This is a genomic window from Bacillus infantis, assembly GCF_050107595.1.
Classification (GTDB): domain Bacteria; phylum Bacillota; class Bacilli; order Bacillales; family Cytobacillaceae; genus Bacillus_AB; species Bacillus_AB infantis_C.
In genome coordinates, this window is record NZ_JBNILH010000021.1 from 1 (window position 1) to 17,244 (window position 17,244).

Annotated in this window: 16 protein-coding genes, 1 tRNA gene, 1 rRNA gene, 1 other RNA gene and 1 other annotated feature; of the genes, 14 read left to right on the top strand and 5 right to left on the bottom strand. The window is 47.5% G+C overall.

Annotation, left to right across the window (positions count from 1 at the left end; translation table 11 throughout):
• Window position 1 precedes the first annotated feature (1 nt).
• Window positions 2-118 (top strand): 5S ribosomal RNA (gene rrf, locus ACQCVH_RS25055).
• A 789-nt stretch (window positions 119-907) separates the two neighbouring features.
• On the opposite strand, the gene ACQCVH_RS25060 is transcribed toward rrf, so the two are convergent.
• Window positions 908-1,867 (bottom strand): YaaC family protein, encoded by a 960-nt coding sequence (locus ACQCVH_RS25060; protein WP_426838364.1) that lies wholly within the window; start codon window positions 1,865-1,867, stop codon window positions 908-910.
• Between the two features lie 116 nt (window positions 1,868-1,983).
• Here ACQCVH_RS25060 and guaB point away from each other — a divergent pair, with 116 nt between their 5' ends.
• From guaB to ACQCVH_RS25090, 6 genes are all read left to right on the top strand, one after another.
• The gene (gene guaB, locus ACQCVH_RS25065) at window positions 1,984-3,450 is read left to right on the top strand and encodes an IMP dehydrogenase (protein WP_426838366.1); all 1,467 of its coding nucleotides are present in this window, start codon (window positions 1,984-1,986) and stop codon (window positions 3,448-3,450) included.
• A 230-nt stretch (window positions 3,451-3,680) separates the two neighbouring features.
• Entirely contained in the window at window positions 3,681-5,030 is a 1,350-nt protein-coding gene (locus tag ACQCVH_RS25070; RefSeq protein WP_426838368.1) for a serine hydrolase, read from the top strand.
• A 208-nt stretch (window positions 5,031-5,238) separates the two neighbouring features.
• Complete coding sequence (pdxS, locus tag ACQCVH_RS25075; protein WP_170939624.1) at window positions 5,239-6,123, top strand: pyridoxal 5'-phosphate synthase lyase subunit PdxS; 885 nt, start codon at window positions 5,239-5,241, stop codon at window positions 6,121-6,123.
• Between the two features lie 11 nt (window positions 6,124-6,134).
• Complete coding sequence (gene pdxT / locus ACQCVH_RS25080; RefSeq protein WP_426838370.1) at window positions 6,135-6,722, top strand: pyridoxal 5'-phosphate synthase glutaminase subunit PdxT; 588 nt, start codon at window positions 6,135-6,137, stop codon at window positions 6,720-6,722.
• A gap of 53 nt (window positions 6,723-6,775) precedes the next feature.
• Window positions 6,776-6,998: a binding site (T-box leader), on the top strand.
• Between the two features lie 74 nt (window positions 6,999-7,072).
• Complete coding sequence (serS, locus tag ACQCVH_RS25085) at window positions 7,073-8,353, top strand: serine--tRNA ligase (RefSeq protein WP_101553013.1); 1,281 nt, start codon at window positions 7,073-7,075, stop codon at window positions 8,351-8,353.
• A 97-nt stretch (window positions 8,354-8,450) separates the two neighbouring features.
• Window positions 8,451-8,543: transfer RNA gene (locus tag ACQCVH_RS25090), tRNA-Ser, on the top strand.
• 175 nt (window positions 8,544-8,718) lie between these two features.
• Here ACQCVH_RS25090 and ACQCVH_RS25095 read toward each other — a convergent pair.
• The 4 genes from ACQCVH_RS25095 to ACQCVH_RS25110 form a co-directional block, all read right to left on the bottom strand.
• Entirely contained in the window at window positions 8,719-9,387 is a 669-nt protein-coding gene (locus ACQCVH_RS25095; protein ID WP_101553011.1) for a deoxynucleoside kinase, read from the bottom strand.
• On the bottom strand, window positions 9,377-10,024 hold the full coding sequence (locus ACQCVH_RS25100) for a deoxynucleoside kinase (RefSeq protein WP_224906777.1): 648 nt from the start codon (window positions 10,022-10,024) through the stop codon (window positions 9,377-9,379). Before ACQCVH_RS25100 ends, ACQCVH_RS25095 begins: the two co-directional genes overlap by 11 nt.
• Window positions 10,025-10,216: 192 nt before the next feature.
• Complete coding sequence (locus ACQCVH_RS25105) at window positions 10,217-11,503, bottom strand: glycoside hydrolase family 18 protein (protein WP_426838373.1); 1,287 nt, start codon at window positions 11,501-11,503, stop codon at window positions 10,217-10,219.
• A gap of 40 nt (window positions 11,504-11,543) precedes the next feature.
• A complete protein-coding gene (locus tag ACQCVH_RS25110) occupies window positions 11,544-12,107 on the bottom strand; it encodes a cysteine hydrolase family protein (RefSeq protein ID WP_426838375.1) in 564 nt (187 codons plus the stop codon).
• Between the two features lie 89 nt (window positions 12,108-12,196).
• Here ACQCVH_RS25110 and tadA point away from each other — a divergent pair, with 89 nt between their 5' ends.
• The 7 genes from tadA (at window position 12,197) to ACQCVH_RS25145 (ending at window position 16,858) form a co-directional block, all read left to right on the top strand.
• Entirely contained in the window at window positions 12,197-12,724 is a 528-nt protein-coding gene (tadA, locus tag ACQCVH_RS25115; RefSeq protein WP_426838377.1) for a tRNA adenosine(34) deaminase TadA, read from the top strand.
• Window positions 12,725-12,802: 78 nt separating this feature from the next.
• Window positions 12,803-13,067, top strand: an RNA gene (gene ffs, locus ACQCVH_RS25120) — signal recognition particle sRNA large type.
• A gap of 164 nt (window positions 13,068-13,231) precedes the next feature.
• A complete protein-coding gene (gene dnaX / locus ACQCVH_RS25125; protein WP_426838379.1) occupies window positions 13,232-14,926 on the top strand; it encodes a DNA polymerase III subunit gamma/tau in 1,695 nt (564 codons plus the stop codon).
• A 21-nt stretch (window positions 14,927-14,947) separates the two neighbouring features.
• Complete coding sequence (locus ACQCVH_RS25130) at window positions 14,948-15,268, top strand: YbaB/EbfC family nucleoid-associated protein (protein ID WP_022543198.1); 321 nt, start codon at window positions 14,948-14,950, stop codon at window positions 15,266-15,268.
• Between the two features lie 416 nt (window positions 15,269-15,684).
• Window positions 15,685-16,281, top strand: coding sequence for a recombination mediator RecR (gene recR, locus ACQCVH_RS25135; RefSeq protein WP_426838381.1), 597 nt, complete (start codon window positions 15,685-15,687; stop codon window positions 16,279-16,281).
• A 15-nt stretch (window positions 16,282-16,296) separates the two neighbouring features.
• Window positions 16,297-16,512 carry a YaaL family protein gene (locus ACQCVH_RS25140; RefSeq protein ID WP_426838383.1) on the top strand — a complete coding sequence of 72 codons (216 nt, stop codon included), beginning with the start codon at window positions 16,297-16,299 and terminating at the stop codon, window positions 16,510-16,512.
• A gap of 82 nt (window positions 16,513-16,594) precedes the next feature.
• Window positions 16,595-16,858, top strand: a complete 264-nt coding sequence (locus ACQCVH_RS25145; RefSeq protein ID WP_426838385.1) for a pro-sigmaK processing inhibitor BofA family protein — start codon at window positions 16,595-16,597, stop codon at window positions 16,856-16,858.
• Window positions 16,859-17,244 lie beyond the last annotated feature (386 nt).

The window sequence follows — 17,244 nt, forward strand, 5'->3', positions numbered from 1 at the left end:
GTCTGGTGGCGATAGCGAGAAGGTCACACCCGTTCCCATACCGAACACGGAAGTTAAGCTTCTCAGCGCCGATGGTAGTTGGGGGCTCTCCCCCTGTGAGAGTAGGACGCTGCCGGGCGAAACGAAGAACAGTCTGCGGGACTGTTCTTTTTTTTATGCTGTTTTTAGAGAAATGGAGAAGGTTTTAATAAGAAAAGTGTTCTTGGGCGGAAATTAGTGACGGCGTGGGCGAAATGAGCAGGTTTTCGTCGAGAATATTGGGGAGAGCAGCTGCTTTGGCTGTGAATTTAATCATTTGGCTCGATAATCTACCAACTTTGCGATTTATTTAATCAAATGGCCAAATAATTTACCAAATCTCCATTTAATTTACCATTTGCCTCAAAACAGCCATAGCCCGCCGCTATAGATTCCGGAAATTGTTTGAAAACCATGCTGGATGGGCAAAGGGACATTTCCTTGCTTGAAATATTGGGAAGAACGGCTGCTTAAGCTGAGAATTTAATTAATTCAACCGATAATCTACCAATTTTGCGATTTATTTAATCAATTGGCCGACTAATTTACCGGCTCCCCCATTTAATTTACCATATGCCTTAAATACCAGATAAAGCTCCCCAGCCTAAATACGGGCAAGTACATCCAGTGCCAGTGCCAATCAACCAGCGTCCAGCGGCATGAAAGCCCACCAGTCAAAACCCTGTCCGAAGCTCTGCCTTCAAAATAGCCTCATCCCAGCCCAACACTGTTAGCAGCCTCACTCCCTATTTCAACCACGTATATTCCCGCCGCTTCACAACATAGACTTTTAAAGCTAAAAGCTTCTTAACGCCGTCCTAATTTCAGCCTCACCACCAAGTTCCGCTCCTAATCACTAACTCACCAGATCCTAATCCGGCACCACTAACTACTTCTGCCCAATTAAATACTGGTAAACCAAATAAGGGCCCTTCAGCAGGGTAATCTCCAGAAAAGAATGGATGAAGGGATAATCCTTATTAGGCATCATCTTCATCAGCTCGCTCCACCATTCAGTTTCATAACGGGCGATCATGCTGAGATTATACAGCAGCAGATAATGAAGGAGCAGCTCCGGGAAGCTGACAAGGTCTCCTTTCGTAAGGGGAAAGGAAAGGCTGCTGTCATGGATATTGAATTTAAGCGGTCTAATATCTTGAGGCGGCAGCGAACCGCATGAGAAAGTAACCATGCCTCTTTCTCCCTGCTCAGCGGACTCGATTTTATAGCCGCCCTTCGTGTTGAAATAGTCAATAAACCTTTCTTCTGTCATATGAAATTGATCAAGAATTGAAGCTGGCATTGTAAGGAGGCCTTTTGTCAGTTCTGCGCAGGCAAAGGTAGGGGTTCCCACTGTCTGCTGAAACAGGCCATTTAATTCAGGGATATATTCAAAGAGCTCTCCCATCTCGATTTTGTCTCCTTCCATATGTTTCATGTGAAACAGCTTATCAGCCATAAAGGGAAACAGTCCGGTTTTCTGGAATTTTACTTCATCCTCAAAAAAGCTGTACTGCTGCTTTTTTCTTTTTCTTGTTGAAACTCCGTGAGCAAGGACGGAGGTGGTTTCAGGGTAGTCTGGATCCGCCGTCAGGATGGATGCCTTGATTAAATGAACGAGCCCATAGAATAGCATGATAGGCTGTATCAGCAGCGGGGATTTAGCTGCCTGTTCATAATATATTTTTCCATGTTCCAGATAGTAAATAAAAGGATAGCAGTTCTCATAGCTTCTCGCTTCGGGCTGGTCTATGCCATGCCTTGTATAGCACTTTTTTAAATAGGCCTGGGTGGTTTCTGCCGAAAAGAAGACCGAATAGGAACTCCAGCCTTTGTATGTATAGGTCATCCTTTTTACCTCTTTTTAATTTTTTGAAAAATCGAACATATCAATCTGTTCTTGACAGTATTTTGTCCAATTGATAACCTACTAATAATATTTTCGAGTAAATGGGGGCTAAAAAGATGTGGGAAAGCAAGTTTGTTAAAGAAGGATTAACATTTGATGATGTGTTATTGGTTCCGGCAAGATCAGAAGTGCTTCCGAAAGATGTACAGCTTCATGTAGACCTGACAGAAAAGGTCCGCTTGAATATCCCGATCATCTCAGCCGGCATGGACACAGTAACAGAGGCAGAAATGGCAATTGCCATGGCAAGGGCCGGCGGCCTCGGAATCATCCACAAGAATATGTCCATCGAGCAGCAGGCTGACCAGGTTGACAAAGTCAAGCGCTCCGAAAGCGGAGTTATTACAGATCCATTCTTCCTCACGCCCGACCAGCAGGTTTTTGATGCTGAGCATCTAATGGGCAAGTACCGCATCTCAGGTGTCCCAATCGTCAATAATAACGATGAACAGAAATTGGTGGGCATCATTACAAACCGTGATCTTCGTTTCATCCAAGACTACTCGATCAAAATTTCAGATGTTATGACAAAAGAAAATCTCGTAACGGCACCGGTGGGAACGACACTGGAAGAAGCCGAGAGCATTTTGCAGAAATATAAAATTGAAAAGCTCCCCCTCGTTGACAATGAAGGCGTACTAAAAGGGCTGATCACCATCAAGGATATTGAAAAAGTGATCGAATTTCCGAACTCAGCCAAGGATAGTCAGGGAAGGCTCCTTGCAGGCGCAGCTGTCGGTGTGACAAAGGATACGATGAAAAGGGTTGAAATGCTTGTGAAGGCAAGTGTAGATGTCCTTGTAGTCGATACGGCGCACGGACATTCAAAAGGGGTATTGGACACAGTCAGGCAGATCAGGGAGGCTTACCCTGAGGTCGCCATCATCGCTGGAAATGTTGCAACTGCTGAAGCTACTAAAGACTTGATCGAAGCAGGAGCAGATGTCGTAAAAGTCGGCATCGGACCTGGCTCCATCTGTACGACAAGGGTTGTTGCAGGAGTCGGCGTACCGCAGATCACAGCGGTTTATGACTGTGCAACAGAGGCCAGGAAGCACGGCAAAGCGATCATTGCCGATGGAGGCATCAAGTACTCAGGTGATATCGTCAAGTCCCTGGCTGCCGGCGGGCATGCCGTTATGCTTGGAAGTCTTCTCGCAGGTGTCTCCGAAAGCCCGGGCGAAACGGAAATCTTCCAGGGACGGCGCTTCAAGGTATACCGCGGAATGGGATCTGTTGGAGCAATGGAAAAGGGCTCAAAGGACCGTTATTTCCAGGAAGACAACAAAAAATTCGTTCCGGAGGGAATCGAAGGCAGGCTTCCATACAAAGGGCCGTTATCCGATACGATTTACCAGCTGGTCGGGGGGATCCGCTCAGGAATGGGCTATTGCGGAAGCAAGGATCTGACCGACTTGAGAGAAAAGGCACAGTTCATCAGAATGACAGGCGCCGGGCTCCGTGAAAGCCATCCGCATGATGTGCAGATCACAAAAGAAGCTCCGAACTATTCTTTATCATAAACAGCCATGCCGGAGCACTGGCAGATACAGGGTCCCAGGATTTTTATCCTGGGGCTTATTTTTATGCTCATTGAGGATGCGATGCATCCGTCAGCTATCCATTTTTAGCCTGCCCATCAAATGGACTAGAAATTTCCCGCTCCAATTAATGGGTATTTACTCTGTCTATGTTTTCGGAAACAGATATGTTAAAATAACGAAGGTGTATATAAAGGTTGGAGGGCATTACAGTGAAAAAACATTTTTATCGGAAGTATGTTGCTAGTTTCCTTGTTTGTATGATGGTGATAGGCCTTTTTCCCGGCCTGAATAAGGCGAGTGCAGAAGACGTTCTGAATATCAACGCGGATGCTGCAATTGTAGTAGAGGCCGAGACAGGCAAAGTCCTTTATTCGAAAAATGCGGATAAAGTGCTTGGCATTGCGAGTATGACAAAGATCATGACAGAATACCTGCTGCTTGAGGCCATTAAAGAAGGGAAAGTCAAATGGGATCAGGAGTATGCAGTCAGTGAATATGTTTGGAAGGTTTCACAGGATAGAGCACTGTCTAATGTCCCTTTAAGAAGAGATGGAAAATATAATATAAGAGAATTATATGAAGCTATGTCCATTTACTCTGCCAATGGTGCAACAATTGCCATTGCGGAGACGATTGCCGGTTCTGAAAGCAATTTTGTAAAAATGATGAATGATAAGGCTGAGGAATTGGGCCTGAAGGATTATAAATTTGTCAATTCTACCGGTTTGAATAACCGTGACTTGAAAGGTTCCCACCAGGTAGGCGGAGAGGAAGATGAGAATGTCATGTCTGCCCGTGCAACTGCCAAACTGGCTCAGCGCCTGCTGCATGACTATCCGGAAATACTGGAGACGACCAGTATTCCGACTAAAAACTTCAGAGAAGGCACTGATGATGAAATCAAGATGGATAACTGGAATTGGATGCTTCCAAGCCTTGTTTTCGGCTATGAGGGAGTGGACGGTCTTAAGACGGGAACAACAGATTTTGCCGGCTACTGTTTCACTGGCACCGCTACACGCGATGGCAACCGCTATATCACTGTGGTGATGAATGCCAAGGGTGAGGGGAATTCCGGTTCTTATAAATCCCGTTTTGATGAAACAAGAAAAATGCTTGATTATGCTTTCAGCAATTTTTCCAAAGAAGAAATTGTTCCAAAAAACTATCAGGTAAAAGGCCAGAAGACATTGCCTGTCACTAAAGGCAAGGAAGACAGCGTGAAAATACAGGCTAAGGATGCTATCGAGCTTGTCGTGAAGAATGGCGAGAAGGAAAGCTATAAGCCAGAGCTTGTCCTTGATAAAGACAAGCTGGATAAAGACGGCAATCTGACGGCCCCTGTCAAGAAAGGTGAAAAGGTCGGCTATCTGACATTGAAGTCAGAGAAAGAAAACGGACTTGATTTCCTTTCTGGAAAAGGCGGCATCCAGGTTGAGGTCGTGGCGGCCGAAAGTGTGGAAAAGGCGAACTGGTTCGTGCTGATGATGCGCGGAGTCGGCGGCTTTTTCGGAGATCTCTGGGGCAGCGTTTCTTCAACTGTAAAAGGCTGGTTCTAATTTTATAATGGCCATGGCTGTATCGGGAGAAGATGAAATTCCGGAAGAGTCTGATAAAAAAGGGTTCCTTGTCTTGACAGGGGACCTTTTTTATTGTTTATTTTCATTAGGGGAACTGGACGAATTCCTATCGAATTAATATATTTTCCTATAAATTAATGGGTATTTTGCCTGTTAAAAGCAGATGGTATTACAGAAGGGGGATTTTATAGTGAAGACAGGTACAGATCGAGTAAAGCGCGGAATGGCAGAAATGCAAAAGGGCGGCGTAATCATGGACGTTGTCAACGCTGAGCAGGCTAAGATTGCTGAAGAAGCCGGCGCAGTCGCAGTTATGGCACTGGAGCGGGTTCCATCCGATATCCGTGCTGCCGGCGGTGTGGCAAGGATGGCTGACCCCCGCATTGTTGAGGAAGTCATGAATGCTGTAACGATTCCTGTTATGGCTAAAGGCAGAATAGGCCATATCGTGGAAGCCCGTGTATTAGAAGCAATGGGCGTTGACTATATAGATGAGAGTGAAGTGCTCACTCCCGCTGATGAAGAGTATCATTTAAATAAAAGGGACTTTACGGTTCCATTTGTATGCGGATGCCGCGACCTTGGCGAGGCTGCCCGCAGGATTGGTGAAGGAGCGGCGATGCTCCGCACTAAAGGCGAGCCGGGAACAGGCAACATCGTTGAAGCTGTGCGCCATATCCGCAAGGTGAATGCACAGGTGCGCAAGGTTGTCGGCATGAACCTGGATGAGCTGATGACTGAAGCTAAGCTTCTTGGAGCCCCTTACGAGCTTCTTCTGGAAATTAAGGAACTTGGCCGCCTTCCGGTCGTTAACTTCGCTGCAGGCGGCGTTGCGACACCTGCGGATGCTGCTTTGATGATGGAGCTTGGCGCAGACGGCGTATTCGTTGGATCAGGGATCTTCAAGTCAGACAACCCAGCCAAGTTTGCGAGAGCGATCGTTGAGGCGACTACACATTATCAGGATTACAAGCTAATTGCTGAATTATCAAAAGAGCTTGGAACACCGATGAAAGGCATTGAAATCTCATCACTGGCTCCTGAAGCTCGTATGCAGGAGCGCGGTTGGTAAGGAGAATGAACATGGTTAAAGTAGGCGTATTGGGCCTTCAGGGGGCTGTCAGGGAGCATGTGCGCTCCATTGAAGCCTGCGGAGCGGAGGCAGTCGTCATTAAGCGGAGAGAGCAGCTTGCGGAAGTGGACGGACTGATCATTCCGGGCGGCGAAAGCACAACGATGCGCCGCTTAATTGATAAATATGATTTCATGGAAGAACTGCGCACATTTGCCCAATCAGGAAAACCGATGTTCGGAACATGCGCAGGCCTCATTTTGCTGGCGAAGACAGTTGCCGGCTATGCAGAACCGCACATCGGCGTCATGGATGTCGAGGTGGAGCGCAATTCTTTCGGAAGGCAGCGGGAGAGCTTTGAAACGCCCCTTGATATTGCGGGAGTAGCAGAAGACTTTGAAGCGGTCTTCATCCGCGCACCGCATATCCTGCAGGCCGGAGAAAATGTAGAAGTGCTTGCGAAGCATGACGGCCGCATTGTGGCCGCAAGGGAAGGTCAGTTCCTTGGCTGTTCATTCCATCCCGAGCTGACGGAAGACCACCGTCTCACAGCATATTTTGTGGAGATGGTGAAAGAAGCACAAGCCAATTTAGTTTGAATAATAGGTTGCAAATAGCGCATAATTGTAGTAAATTATTATAAAATTACATTCGAAACGCACTGAGAGGAAATAGTAGCGGGAATCCCATTCCAATAGAGAGCCGGTGGCTGGTGGAAACCGGTGGTGGGACCCTGTGAATCCGTCCTTGAGCAAAAGCATGGAAAGCCTGCATGGGCGAGTAAATGCTTTCGGTTAAAAACCGTTATGTATTTAAGGTGGAAGGCATTTTTGCCTTCAACTAGGGTGGCAACGCGGGTAACTCCCGTCCCTTTTTTGGGACGGGGGTTTTTTGTTTTTTCGCGGGTGCTGCCCATTGCCTATCGAATGGAGAAAGAGGAGGAAGAAGCATGCTTGATATTAAATACTTGCGAAGCAATTTTGAAGAAGTAAAGAACCGCCTCCAGCACCGCGGGGAGGACTTGGGCGACCTTGGGAAGTTTGAGGATCTTGATGTAAGGCGCCGTGAGCTGATCATGGAAACAGAGCAGCTGAAGAGCAGAAGGAATGAGGTTTCCCAGCAGGTTGCTGCCCTTAAGCGTGAAAAGAAAGATGCCGACAGCCTTATTGCCGAGATGAGGGAAGTGGGCGACAAGATCAAGGCATTTGATGAAGAGCTCCGCACAGTGGAAGAATCACTGGACAGCCTTTTGATGAGCATCCCGAATATCCCGCATGAAAGTGTTCCGGTCGGTGAGACGGAAGACGACAACGTTGAGGCGAGGAAATGGGGCGAAGTACGCGAATTCAGCTTTGAGCCAAAACCGCACTGGGATGTTGCCACTGACCTGGACATCCTTGACTTTGAGAGGGCCGGAAAGGTTACGGGAAGCCGCTTTGTATTCTACAAAGGCCTTGGCGCCCGCTTAGAGCGCGCTTTATTCAACTTCATGCTGGATCTTCATACAGAAGAGCATGGATATATGGAAGTCCTTCCTCCTTACATGGTCAACCGTGCCAGCATGACAGGCACAGGGCAGCTGCCGAAGTTTGAAGAAGATGCCTTCCTGATCGAAAGTGAAGACTACTTCCTGATCCCGACAGCAGAAGTGCCTGTTACTAACATGCACAGAGATGAGATCCTCACAAACGAACAGCTTCCAATCAACTATGCTGCATTCAGTGCATGCTTCCGTTCTGAGGCCGGCTCTGCGGGCCGCGATACAAGGGGGCTGATCCGCCAGCACCAATTCAACAAGGTGGAACTCGTGAAGTTTGTCCGCCCTGAAGATTCTTATGATGAGCTGGAAAAGCTGACCGGGCATGCTGAAAAAGTGCTGCAGCTGCTTGGACTGCCGTACCGCGTGCTCAGCATGTGCACAGGGGATCTTGGATTCACAGCAGCGAAGAAATATGATATCGAAGTATGGATCCCAAGCTACGGGACATACCGCGAAATTTCTTCTTGCAGTAATTTTGAAGCGTTCCAGGCACGCCGTGCGAACATCCGTTTCCGCCGCGAGCCTAAGGGCAAGCCTGAGCATCTTCATACACTGAATGGCTCTGGCCTCGCGATCGGCCGTACGGTCGCCGCTATCCTGGAAAACTACCAGCAGGAAGACGGAAGTGTCATCATTCCGGAAGTATTAAGACCGTATATGGGCAATAAAGAAGTTATCGGCAAAGCTTAAAGCACTCCATCTGGGCGGGTGAAAAACCTGCCTGAATTTTTTTTGAAATAATGTTGACTTTATATTGGATAGCTGATAGAATAAATCTTGTCGATACGGAGGTATACCCAAGTCTGGCTGAAGGGATCGGTCTTGAAAACCGACAGGCGGGTAACACCGCGCGGGGGTTCGAATCCCTCTACCTCCTCCATTATAAAATCAACCATAGCGCATAACTATTGGAGATACATAAAAAGCCGCTGCATCCTGCAGCGGCTTTTTTATGTCGTTCTTGAGAGTGCAAATGACTTCTCTGAAATCTTTCCAAGTAAAAAAAATAAGCCCGGCGTTTATGCCGGGCTTATTTTGTATCTGCATAATGCTGTTTACTTTTTTAGCAGCTGGGACTGCTTCAGAAAGACGGAGATTTTTTCGATGACAGGCTCGATGGAGGAGCCGTCAGCCATCAGGTCATAATCATTGATGTTCAGGCGCAGTACTGGGCAAGCATTGAAAGTGTTGATCCAGTTCTCATAGCGCTCGTGCATTTCTTCCCAGTAGGATACAGGTGTCTGCTGCTCCATCGGGCGCCCTCTTTCCTGGATTCTGGATAAGATGTCTTCAATGGATCCTTCCAGGTAAATCAACAGGTCGGGATGAGGGAAGTATGGTGTCATGACCATCGCATCGAACAGGCTTGTGTATGTTTCATAGTCCACCTGCGACATGGTTCCTTTTTCATGGTGCATCTTGGCAAAAATGCCGGTATCTTCGTAAATGGAACGGTCCTGGATAAAGCCGCCGCCATATTCAAAGATGCGTTTCTGCTCCTTAAAGCGTTCGGCAAGGAAATAGATCTGCAGATGGAAGCTCCATCTGTCGAAATCTGCGTAAAATTTATCCAGATAAGGATTGGTATCCACTTTTTCAAATGAGGTGCGAAAGCCCAGGGCACCCGCAAGTGCATTGGTCATCGTTGATTTCCCTACCCCGACCGTACCAGCAATGGTAATCACGGAATTTCCGGGAATTTCGTACTTATTCCTAAGATTCATGGTGATAAGCTCCTTTAATTAAAGATAGGGAAAGGCTGTCCAGAATTTGAGATAGATCTTCTTTGTTTTTCACAAAATCCAGATCATCGCCGCTGAAGCGCAGAACCGGAATATCGGGGTGCTGTTCAGTGAACAGGTTCATGGCGTTCTCATAATCAATTGACAGCTGCTCCAGATAGAGCGGGCTGATGTTCTTTTCAATCTCCCTGCCCCGCAGCTTGATCCGCTGCAGGAGCGTCTCAAGGCTTGCGTGAAGGTAGATGATGACATTAGGCCTTGGCATATCATTTGTCAGGATATCGTAGATTTTCACATATTTCTGGAATTCTGCCGGGCTCAGTGTCCTCTCGGCAAAAACGAGGTTCTTGAGAATATGGTAATCGGCAACAACGGCCTTGTTATTGGCTAAATATTGTGTATTGATGTCCCCGAGCTGCTTATAGCGGTTGCACAGGAAAAACATTTCCGTCTGGAAGCTCCATTCCTCAATGTTGTCATAAAACTTCCCAAGAAAAGGATTTTCATCTACAATCTCTTTCAGCAGTGCAAATTGAAAATGCTCGGAAATAGCCTTTGCCAGCGAGGTTTTCCCTACGCCGATCGGGCCTTCAACGGTAATAAAAGGTGTCCCCCCCACAGTGTGGCCTCCTTATTGTTCTTATTTATCTATGTCCAGTTATCCTTTAAATCGACTTTTAACGACACAAAAAATATTTTAACACACTATCCAGTGGAAGGGATATGGAATTTCTGCAGGCAAAAAATATAAAAAAAGCCATGGATCAGACTGACCCATAGCTTCCTGTACACCCAGGAGCACATCCCTTCTTTACCCTCGTTTTGTAACATCAAAATTGTCTGTAATTAAAAGCCAGTTCTGGGGAAAGGACAGGCCGAGCTTCCAGTAGCTCATCCCCCTCAGCTTCAATTCCTTCATGAGATCGAATTTGGCCTGGATCGACCTTGCATCCTCAAACCATACCTCATGCCGCTTCCCATCGGTGTCTGTATAGTTAAACAAAGGGGCCTGCGACTTTGTGTTATAGCGTATGGGCACATTTTTCTCCGCTGCCAGCTCGATGGCCTGCTGCGGGCTCAGCGCCCTGGCGGTGGTACCCTGGACAAATGGAAGGGTCCAGTCATAGCCGTACAGGTTCTGGCCCATCATAATCTTGGAGGACGGCATCTCACTTACTGCATATTCAAGGACCTCCCGGACAGGGCCGATTGGGGAAACAGCCTGGGCAGGGCCGCCGCTGTAGCCCCACTCATATGTCATGATAACCACAAAATCCACGATTTCCCCATGTGCCTTATAATCATGGGCTTCATACCAGCGGCCTTTCTGCTCTGCGCTTGTCTTTGGCGCAAGTGCGGTAGAAATGAGCCAGCCTTCCCGGCTGAATCGTTCTTTTGCTTTACGCAAGAAATGGTTGTATGCCTCCCGGTCCTCCGGGCGCAAGTATTCAAAGTCAAAGTGAATGTCCCTGAAGCCGTACTTCCTGGCAGTGGCGGTTATATTGTCCAGGAATTTATCCTGAACAGGTATATCGTTGAGGAGAATCCGTCCCAGCTCATCATTGAACTGGTCATTTTCCTGGTTGGTGATGACCATCATCAGTAAAACATTATTCGCCCTGGCGATGGCAGGGAAGTCGTTGAGGAGCGGCTCTTTAAGGCCGCCATCCCTTAGAGCCTGAAAGCTGAAGGGCGCCAGGTATGTCAGGTAAGGTGCAGCCTCCCGCGCCCCTTCTTCAAGGGCTGGTGCAACCGATGTGCCCCTTGGTTCTACATAGGCATTGAACTCTGCTGCTGTTTTTGGCCTGGACGGCAGATAGAGGCGCAAGCCCGGCTGGAGAGGCTGGGATGCTGATATCCGGTTGATGCTGGCTATTTCCTGAACCGGGATCCCTGTACGCCGGGAAATGGCAGACAATGTGTCCCCTGGCTGGACCCAGTAGAAACGTCCTGTAATCGGGATTACCAGCGCCTGGCCCACTACAAGCCTGTCAGGATTGGGCAATTCGTTGGCCTGTGTAATATCGGCTGCCGTCGTGCCATAGGCCTGCGCGATCCCCGTCAGGGACTGTCCGGCCCGCACTATATGGATTTGCATATTCATTTCCCCCTTAATGGCAAATTACGCTACCATCATTTTATGAAGGGAAACAGGCTGAAATGCTATTTTTCTCTGAGAAGGGTTCTGTGCGGGCATTGAGGACGTTCTTCATCATTTTGAGGGCATTTTCGTTGTCATGGTCATCATTGGAAGCAAGGCAATTTTCAGGGACGTATAAGCTGTACTCTCTCATATAGGCGTCATTCGCTGTGAAAAGCACACAAATATTCCCGGCCACACCGGTGATGATCAAATTTTTGACGTTTAACTGAAGAAGCAGGGTGTTCAGGGCAGTGCCGTAAAAAGCGGAGTGCTTCGGCTTGATCAAAAAGTAGTCTTCATCAGAAGGATAGAGGCAATCAATGATGTCCCTGCTGTTTTCATTCCGGCAGTAATCGGCTATCTTTTCAAAATCGGCTTGCCAAAGGCTGTAATGATCATTAACATAGATGACAGGAATAGCTTCATCAGCGCATTTTTCCTTTAGTGTTTTTATTGGGCGGGAGATTTTTTCAGCTTTTTCGGCTAAAATTTCACCCTCCGGAAAATCAAAATTATTGATCATATCTATAATTAAGAGTGCTGTAGATGATTCTTTCATGTCAGTTCTCTCCTTTGGGTCTATTGTGAGCACTAAAGGCTATATACACCCTTGGTATATTTTTAAACATAAGGGATGGTAGGAAAAAGATGAATATTACTTACAATGATGATTATTATATGAAGGAAGCAATAGAAGAAGCGAAAAAGGCAGGAGCGCTTGGGGAGGTGCCGATCGGGGCCGTTGTGGTCCTGAACGGGAAGATAATCAGCCGCGCTCATAATCTCCGCGAGTCGAACCAGAATGCGGTGGCACATGCTGAACTCCTTGCCATAGAGGAAGCCTGCGGGATGCTCGGGACATGGCGGCTTGAAGATGCTGTGCTCTATGTAACATTAGAGCCGTGCGCCATGTGTTCAGGAGCCATCATCCTTTCCCGGATCAGCAGGGTCGTATATGGAGCGGCCGATCCAAAGGGCGGCTGTGCGGGAACATTCATGAACCTGCTCCAGGATGAAAGGTTCAACCATCAGAGCGAGGTATCAGCAGGGGTGCTGGAGAAAGAATGCAGCAGCCTGCTGACCGATTTCTTCCGGGCCCTGCGCGAGAGGAAAAAGGAAGAGAAAAGGCGGCGCAAACAGCCGCTGGAACTGCAAGAAGGAATTGACAGGCCATAGGCATTGCAATTCTGTCCGAAACTTAGTATACTTGATTATGCGTCACAAACGACGCAGCCAAATATGGTATCAATTTTGCCGTGCTAAGCGGGGAGGTAGCGGTGCCCTGTACTCGCAATCCGCTCTAGCGAGGCTGAACTCCTTCCTGAGGCTGGTGTCCTGTAGGGTCTGCCTTAAGTAAGTGGTGTTGACGCCCGGGTCCTGCGCAATGGGAATCCATGAACCATGTCAGGTCCGGAAGGAAGCAGCATTAAGTGGTCCCTCCCATGTGCCGCAGGGTTGCCTGGGCCGAGCTAACTGCTTAAGTAACGCTTATGGGAGCCAGTCGACGGAAGGTGCACGGCAGTTATAATGATAAAAGCAAAGCTCATCCCGATCAGGGGTGGGTTTTTTTATGCATGATCCGGCTGGGAAATTGCTCCTTCGGATATTTGCAATCCTTTTTGGAAAATAGGAACTGATACGGTATAATAGAGATAGAAAAGCAGTTAGGAAGGGGGCGTGAAGATGAGTTACCAGGCATTATATCGTGTCTGGCGTCCGCAGCAGTTCATAGATGTTGTAGGGCAGGAACACGTAACCAAAACATTGCAGAACGCCCTGCTTCAGCAGAAAACCTCTCATGCATACTTATTTTCCGGGCCCAGGGGAACAGGAAAGACGAGTGCGGCCAAAATACTGGCCAAAACCGTCAACTGTGAAAGGGCTCCGATCAGTGAGCCTTGCAATGAGTGTGATTCCTGCATTGGCATTACGAATGGCTCCATACCGGACGTGATCGAAATCGATGCGGCCTCCAACAATGGTGTGGAAGAGATTCGGGATATTAGGGACAAAGTCAAATATGCACCCAGTGCAGTCAAATATAAAGTATATATCGTCGATGAAGTTCATATGCTCTCGATCGGCGCCTTCAATGCGCTTTTGAAAACACTTGAAGAGCCGCCGAAGCATGTCATGTTCATTCTTGCAACAACAGAACCCCATAAGATTCCGCTCACCATCATTTCAAGATGCCAGCGCTTTGATTTCAAGCGCATTACGGCACAGTCGATCGTCGGCCGGATGAAAATGATAGTGGATGAGACAGGGGTGCAGTACGAAGAGAATGCTCTCCATATAGTCGCCCGTGCCGCCGAGGGAGGGATGAGGGATGCCTTAAGCCTTCTTGACCAGGCAATATCCTTCAGCCAGGACAGGGTGACGGCGGAGGATGCCCTCACAGTAACAGGGGCCGTTTCCCAGGGATTCCTGAACAAACTGTCCAGAAACGTCATGGAAAAAGATGCTGCAGGTGCGCTGGAAGCGCTGGAGACTCTCCTGTTTCAGGGGAAGGATCCTTCCAGGTTCATTGAAGATTTTATCCTGTATTACAGGGATATGCTTTTATATAAAGCAGCTCCTTCACTGGATGAGTCGCTTGAACGCGTTATGCTTGATGAAGAATTCAAGGCATTGGCTGAAGAGACAGATCCTCAGCAGCTATACAGCCTGATTGAGATTTTGAATAAAGCTCAGCAGGAAATGCGCTGGACCAACCATCCTAGGATCTTTCTTGAGGTAGCCATCATGAAGCTCTGCCAGCTTGAGGGTACAGAGAAGAAGGCAGCTGCTGATGTTGAACCTCTAATGAGAAAAATCGAACAGCTTCAAGAGGAGCTGGCAGAACTGAAGAAAAATGGCGTCGCCGTTTCTGGTGCGGCTGAGCCTGCCCAGAAGAAGCAGGCACAGAGAACCTCGAGAAAAGGATTCCAGGCGCCTGAAGGAAAAATTAATGAAATCCTGAAGAATGCAACCAAAAATGACCTAAATGCAGTAAAAAGCAAATGGGGCGATATGCTGGGTAGGCTCGTCCATAACCAGATGCGCTCCCAGGCGGCTCTGCTGAATGAAGCAGAGCCGGTCGCTGCCTCAGCGGATGCGTTCATCATTAAATTTAAATATGAAATACACTGTCAAATGGCCATGGATAATGCTAAATTTATAGAAACGATATCCGGGGCCATCCAGGAACTGACGGGACAAAGGAAGCAGGTTGTCGGGGTGCCTGAAGAGCAGTGGCAGCGGATACGGGGCAGCTTTCTGAACAGCGGCCATCGCGATGAGCCTTCCGAAGGCAGCGGGCTTGGCGCCCCGGAAGACGACCTGGTCGTATCCGAAGCACAAAAGCTGTTCGGGGATTTAGTCGAAATCAAAGAATAAAACAATCTGGAGGTAAAGAATATGCGTGGAATGGGCAATATGCAAAACATGATGAAGCAAATGCAGAAAATGCAGAAGAAAATGGCCGAGGCTCAGGAAGAGCTTGGGGAAAAGAGAATCGAAGGAACTGCTGGCGGCGGTATGGTGACAGTCATCGTTTCCGGACACAAGCAAGTCCTTGAAGTCAATATTAAAGAAGAAGTAGTAGATCCGGAAGATATCGATATGCTTCAGGACCTCGTACTTGCAGCAACAAATGACGCCCTTAAAAAGGCTGATGATCTGACAAATGATACAATGGGGCAGTTTACAAAAGGAATGAACCTGCCTGGAATGTTCTAAAAGCCGAAGCGGAGTTAATCTCCGCTTTAAAAATGCCTGAAAAAGCAAAAAAAGGGCCTGAATATGAGTGGGGGCAGGTAAAAGGGCGGCAGGAAACAAGCTTCGTCTTATGCTTGTCGCCAATGAGCAGGCGCCCTCTGAATTTCGAATTGTCCAGCTGCGGGCGCTATCGGCTCGAGGTCATAAGCCAAACGGGCCAAAAGGTTAAAGAACAAACCTTTCGGCCAGTTCGACTTATGCTTGTCGCCGATGAGCAAGCGCCCTCTGCATTTCTGATAGTCCAGCTGCAGCGGCTAGGGACTCGAGTCATAAGGCAGCCTGGCTAAAAGGTTAAAGGGCAAACCTTTCATCCAGGCTGCCTTATGCTTGTCGTCCCTGGGCAAGCCGCTTCCGCATTTCTATATAGGAGGAGTTTTATGCATTATCCTGAACCGATATCTAAGTTGATAGACAGCTTTATGAAGCTGCCGGGGATCGGCCCGAAGACAGCCGCTCGCCTGGCTTTTTTTGTCCTTAGCATGAAGGAAGACACTGTTCTTGATTTTGCTAAGGCGCTGGTGAATGCCAAACGCAATTTATCTTACTGCTCGGTGTGCGGTCATATTACCGATCAGGATCCCTGCTATATCTGCGAGGATCAGCGCAGGGACCGGAGTGTTATTTGTGTTCTGCAGGATCCGAAGGATGTTATTGCCATGGAAAAAATGAAGGAATTTAACGGACTGTACCACGTTCTCCACGGTGCCATTTCTCCGATGGACGGTATAGGTCCGGAAGATATTAATATACCTAATCTTTTAAAAAGGCTGCAGGATGAGACGGTGGAAGAAGTTATACTAGCGACCAACCCAAATATTGAAGGGGAAGCGACAGCCATGTACATTTCGCGCCTCCTTAAGCCGTCAGGAATCAAGATTACAAGGATTGCCCATGGTCTGCCGGTAGGCGGAGATCTGGAATATGCAGATGAAGTCACGCTTTCCAAGGCACTTGAGGGAAGAAGAGAGGTTTAAGCAGGGGGTGTACGCATGTTTTTCCGTAAAAAAGGAAGGCTTCGCAATGAATTTGATGAACAGCTTTTAGGCCAGCTGAATAGTTTGAAGGATGAATGGTATAACCAAAAGAGGCTTCTTGAAAAAAGCTTTGATCCTTCTGCAGAAGTATTAGCGCAAACCAAACTGGCGGAGGCTAAATACTTTTATTTGTTTAAGGAAGCAAAGGCCAGAAAGATATCTGTTAGATGAACCAGGGGGCAATCAGGTCTTTTTTCATCCTTCTTCTCATAAATTTGTAGTAGTACAGGCTAATGGGAGAGGATGATGAAGAATGGAACCGATGCTGGTAATAACCATTTTGGGCGGGCTGATATTGTTATTACTATTTATAGGGGCTCCGTTTAGGCCGCTTAAATTATTGGGACAGGGAGTCATCAAAATACTGATAGGAGCACTGTTCCTGTTTTTTCTTAATGCTTTCGGAGGCCAGTTTGGCTTATATGTCCCTATTAATCTGGCAACAACAGCTGTTTCGGGCTTTTTGGGCCTGCCTGGGGTGTTTGCCCTGGCTGCTATTCAAACCTGGATCTTATAATAAGGCGTTAACTGCTGGAACAGCTATTCTGATGGCTGTTCTTTGCTTTTGCCTGGATAGGTAATTAAAATGCCCGAGAGGCTGACAGAATAAAAATAAGAAAATCTATATGTTCACTGTTGACGATAGCGGAATATGGTGATAATATATTAAAGGTCGTCACAATGACGCAAATGAGAAAAATAAACTTCAAAAAAGTTATTGACTTGGTTTGCTGTTGGTGATATACTAATAAAGTTGCTTCGGGAGAAGCGGCAGAGATTGTCCTTTGAAAACTGAACGAACAAAAACGTCAACGTTAATCTTATTTTTATCAGAGCTAAATCTTACTCTTATATGGAGAGTTTGATCCTGGCTCAGGACGAACGCTGGCGGCGTGCCTAATA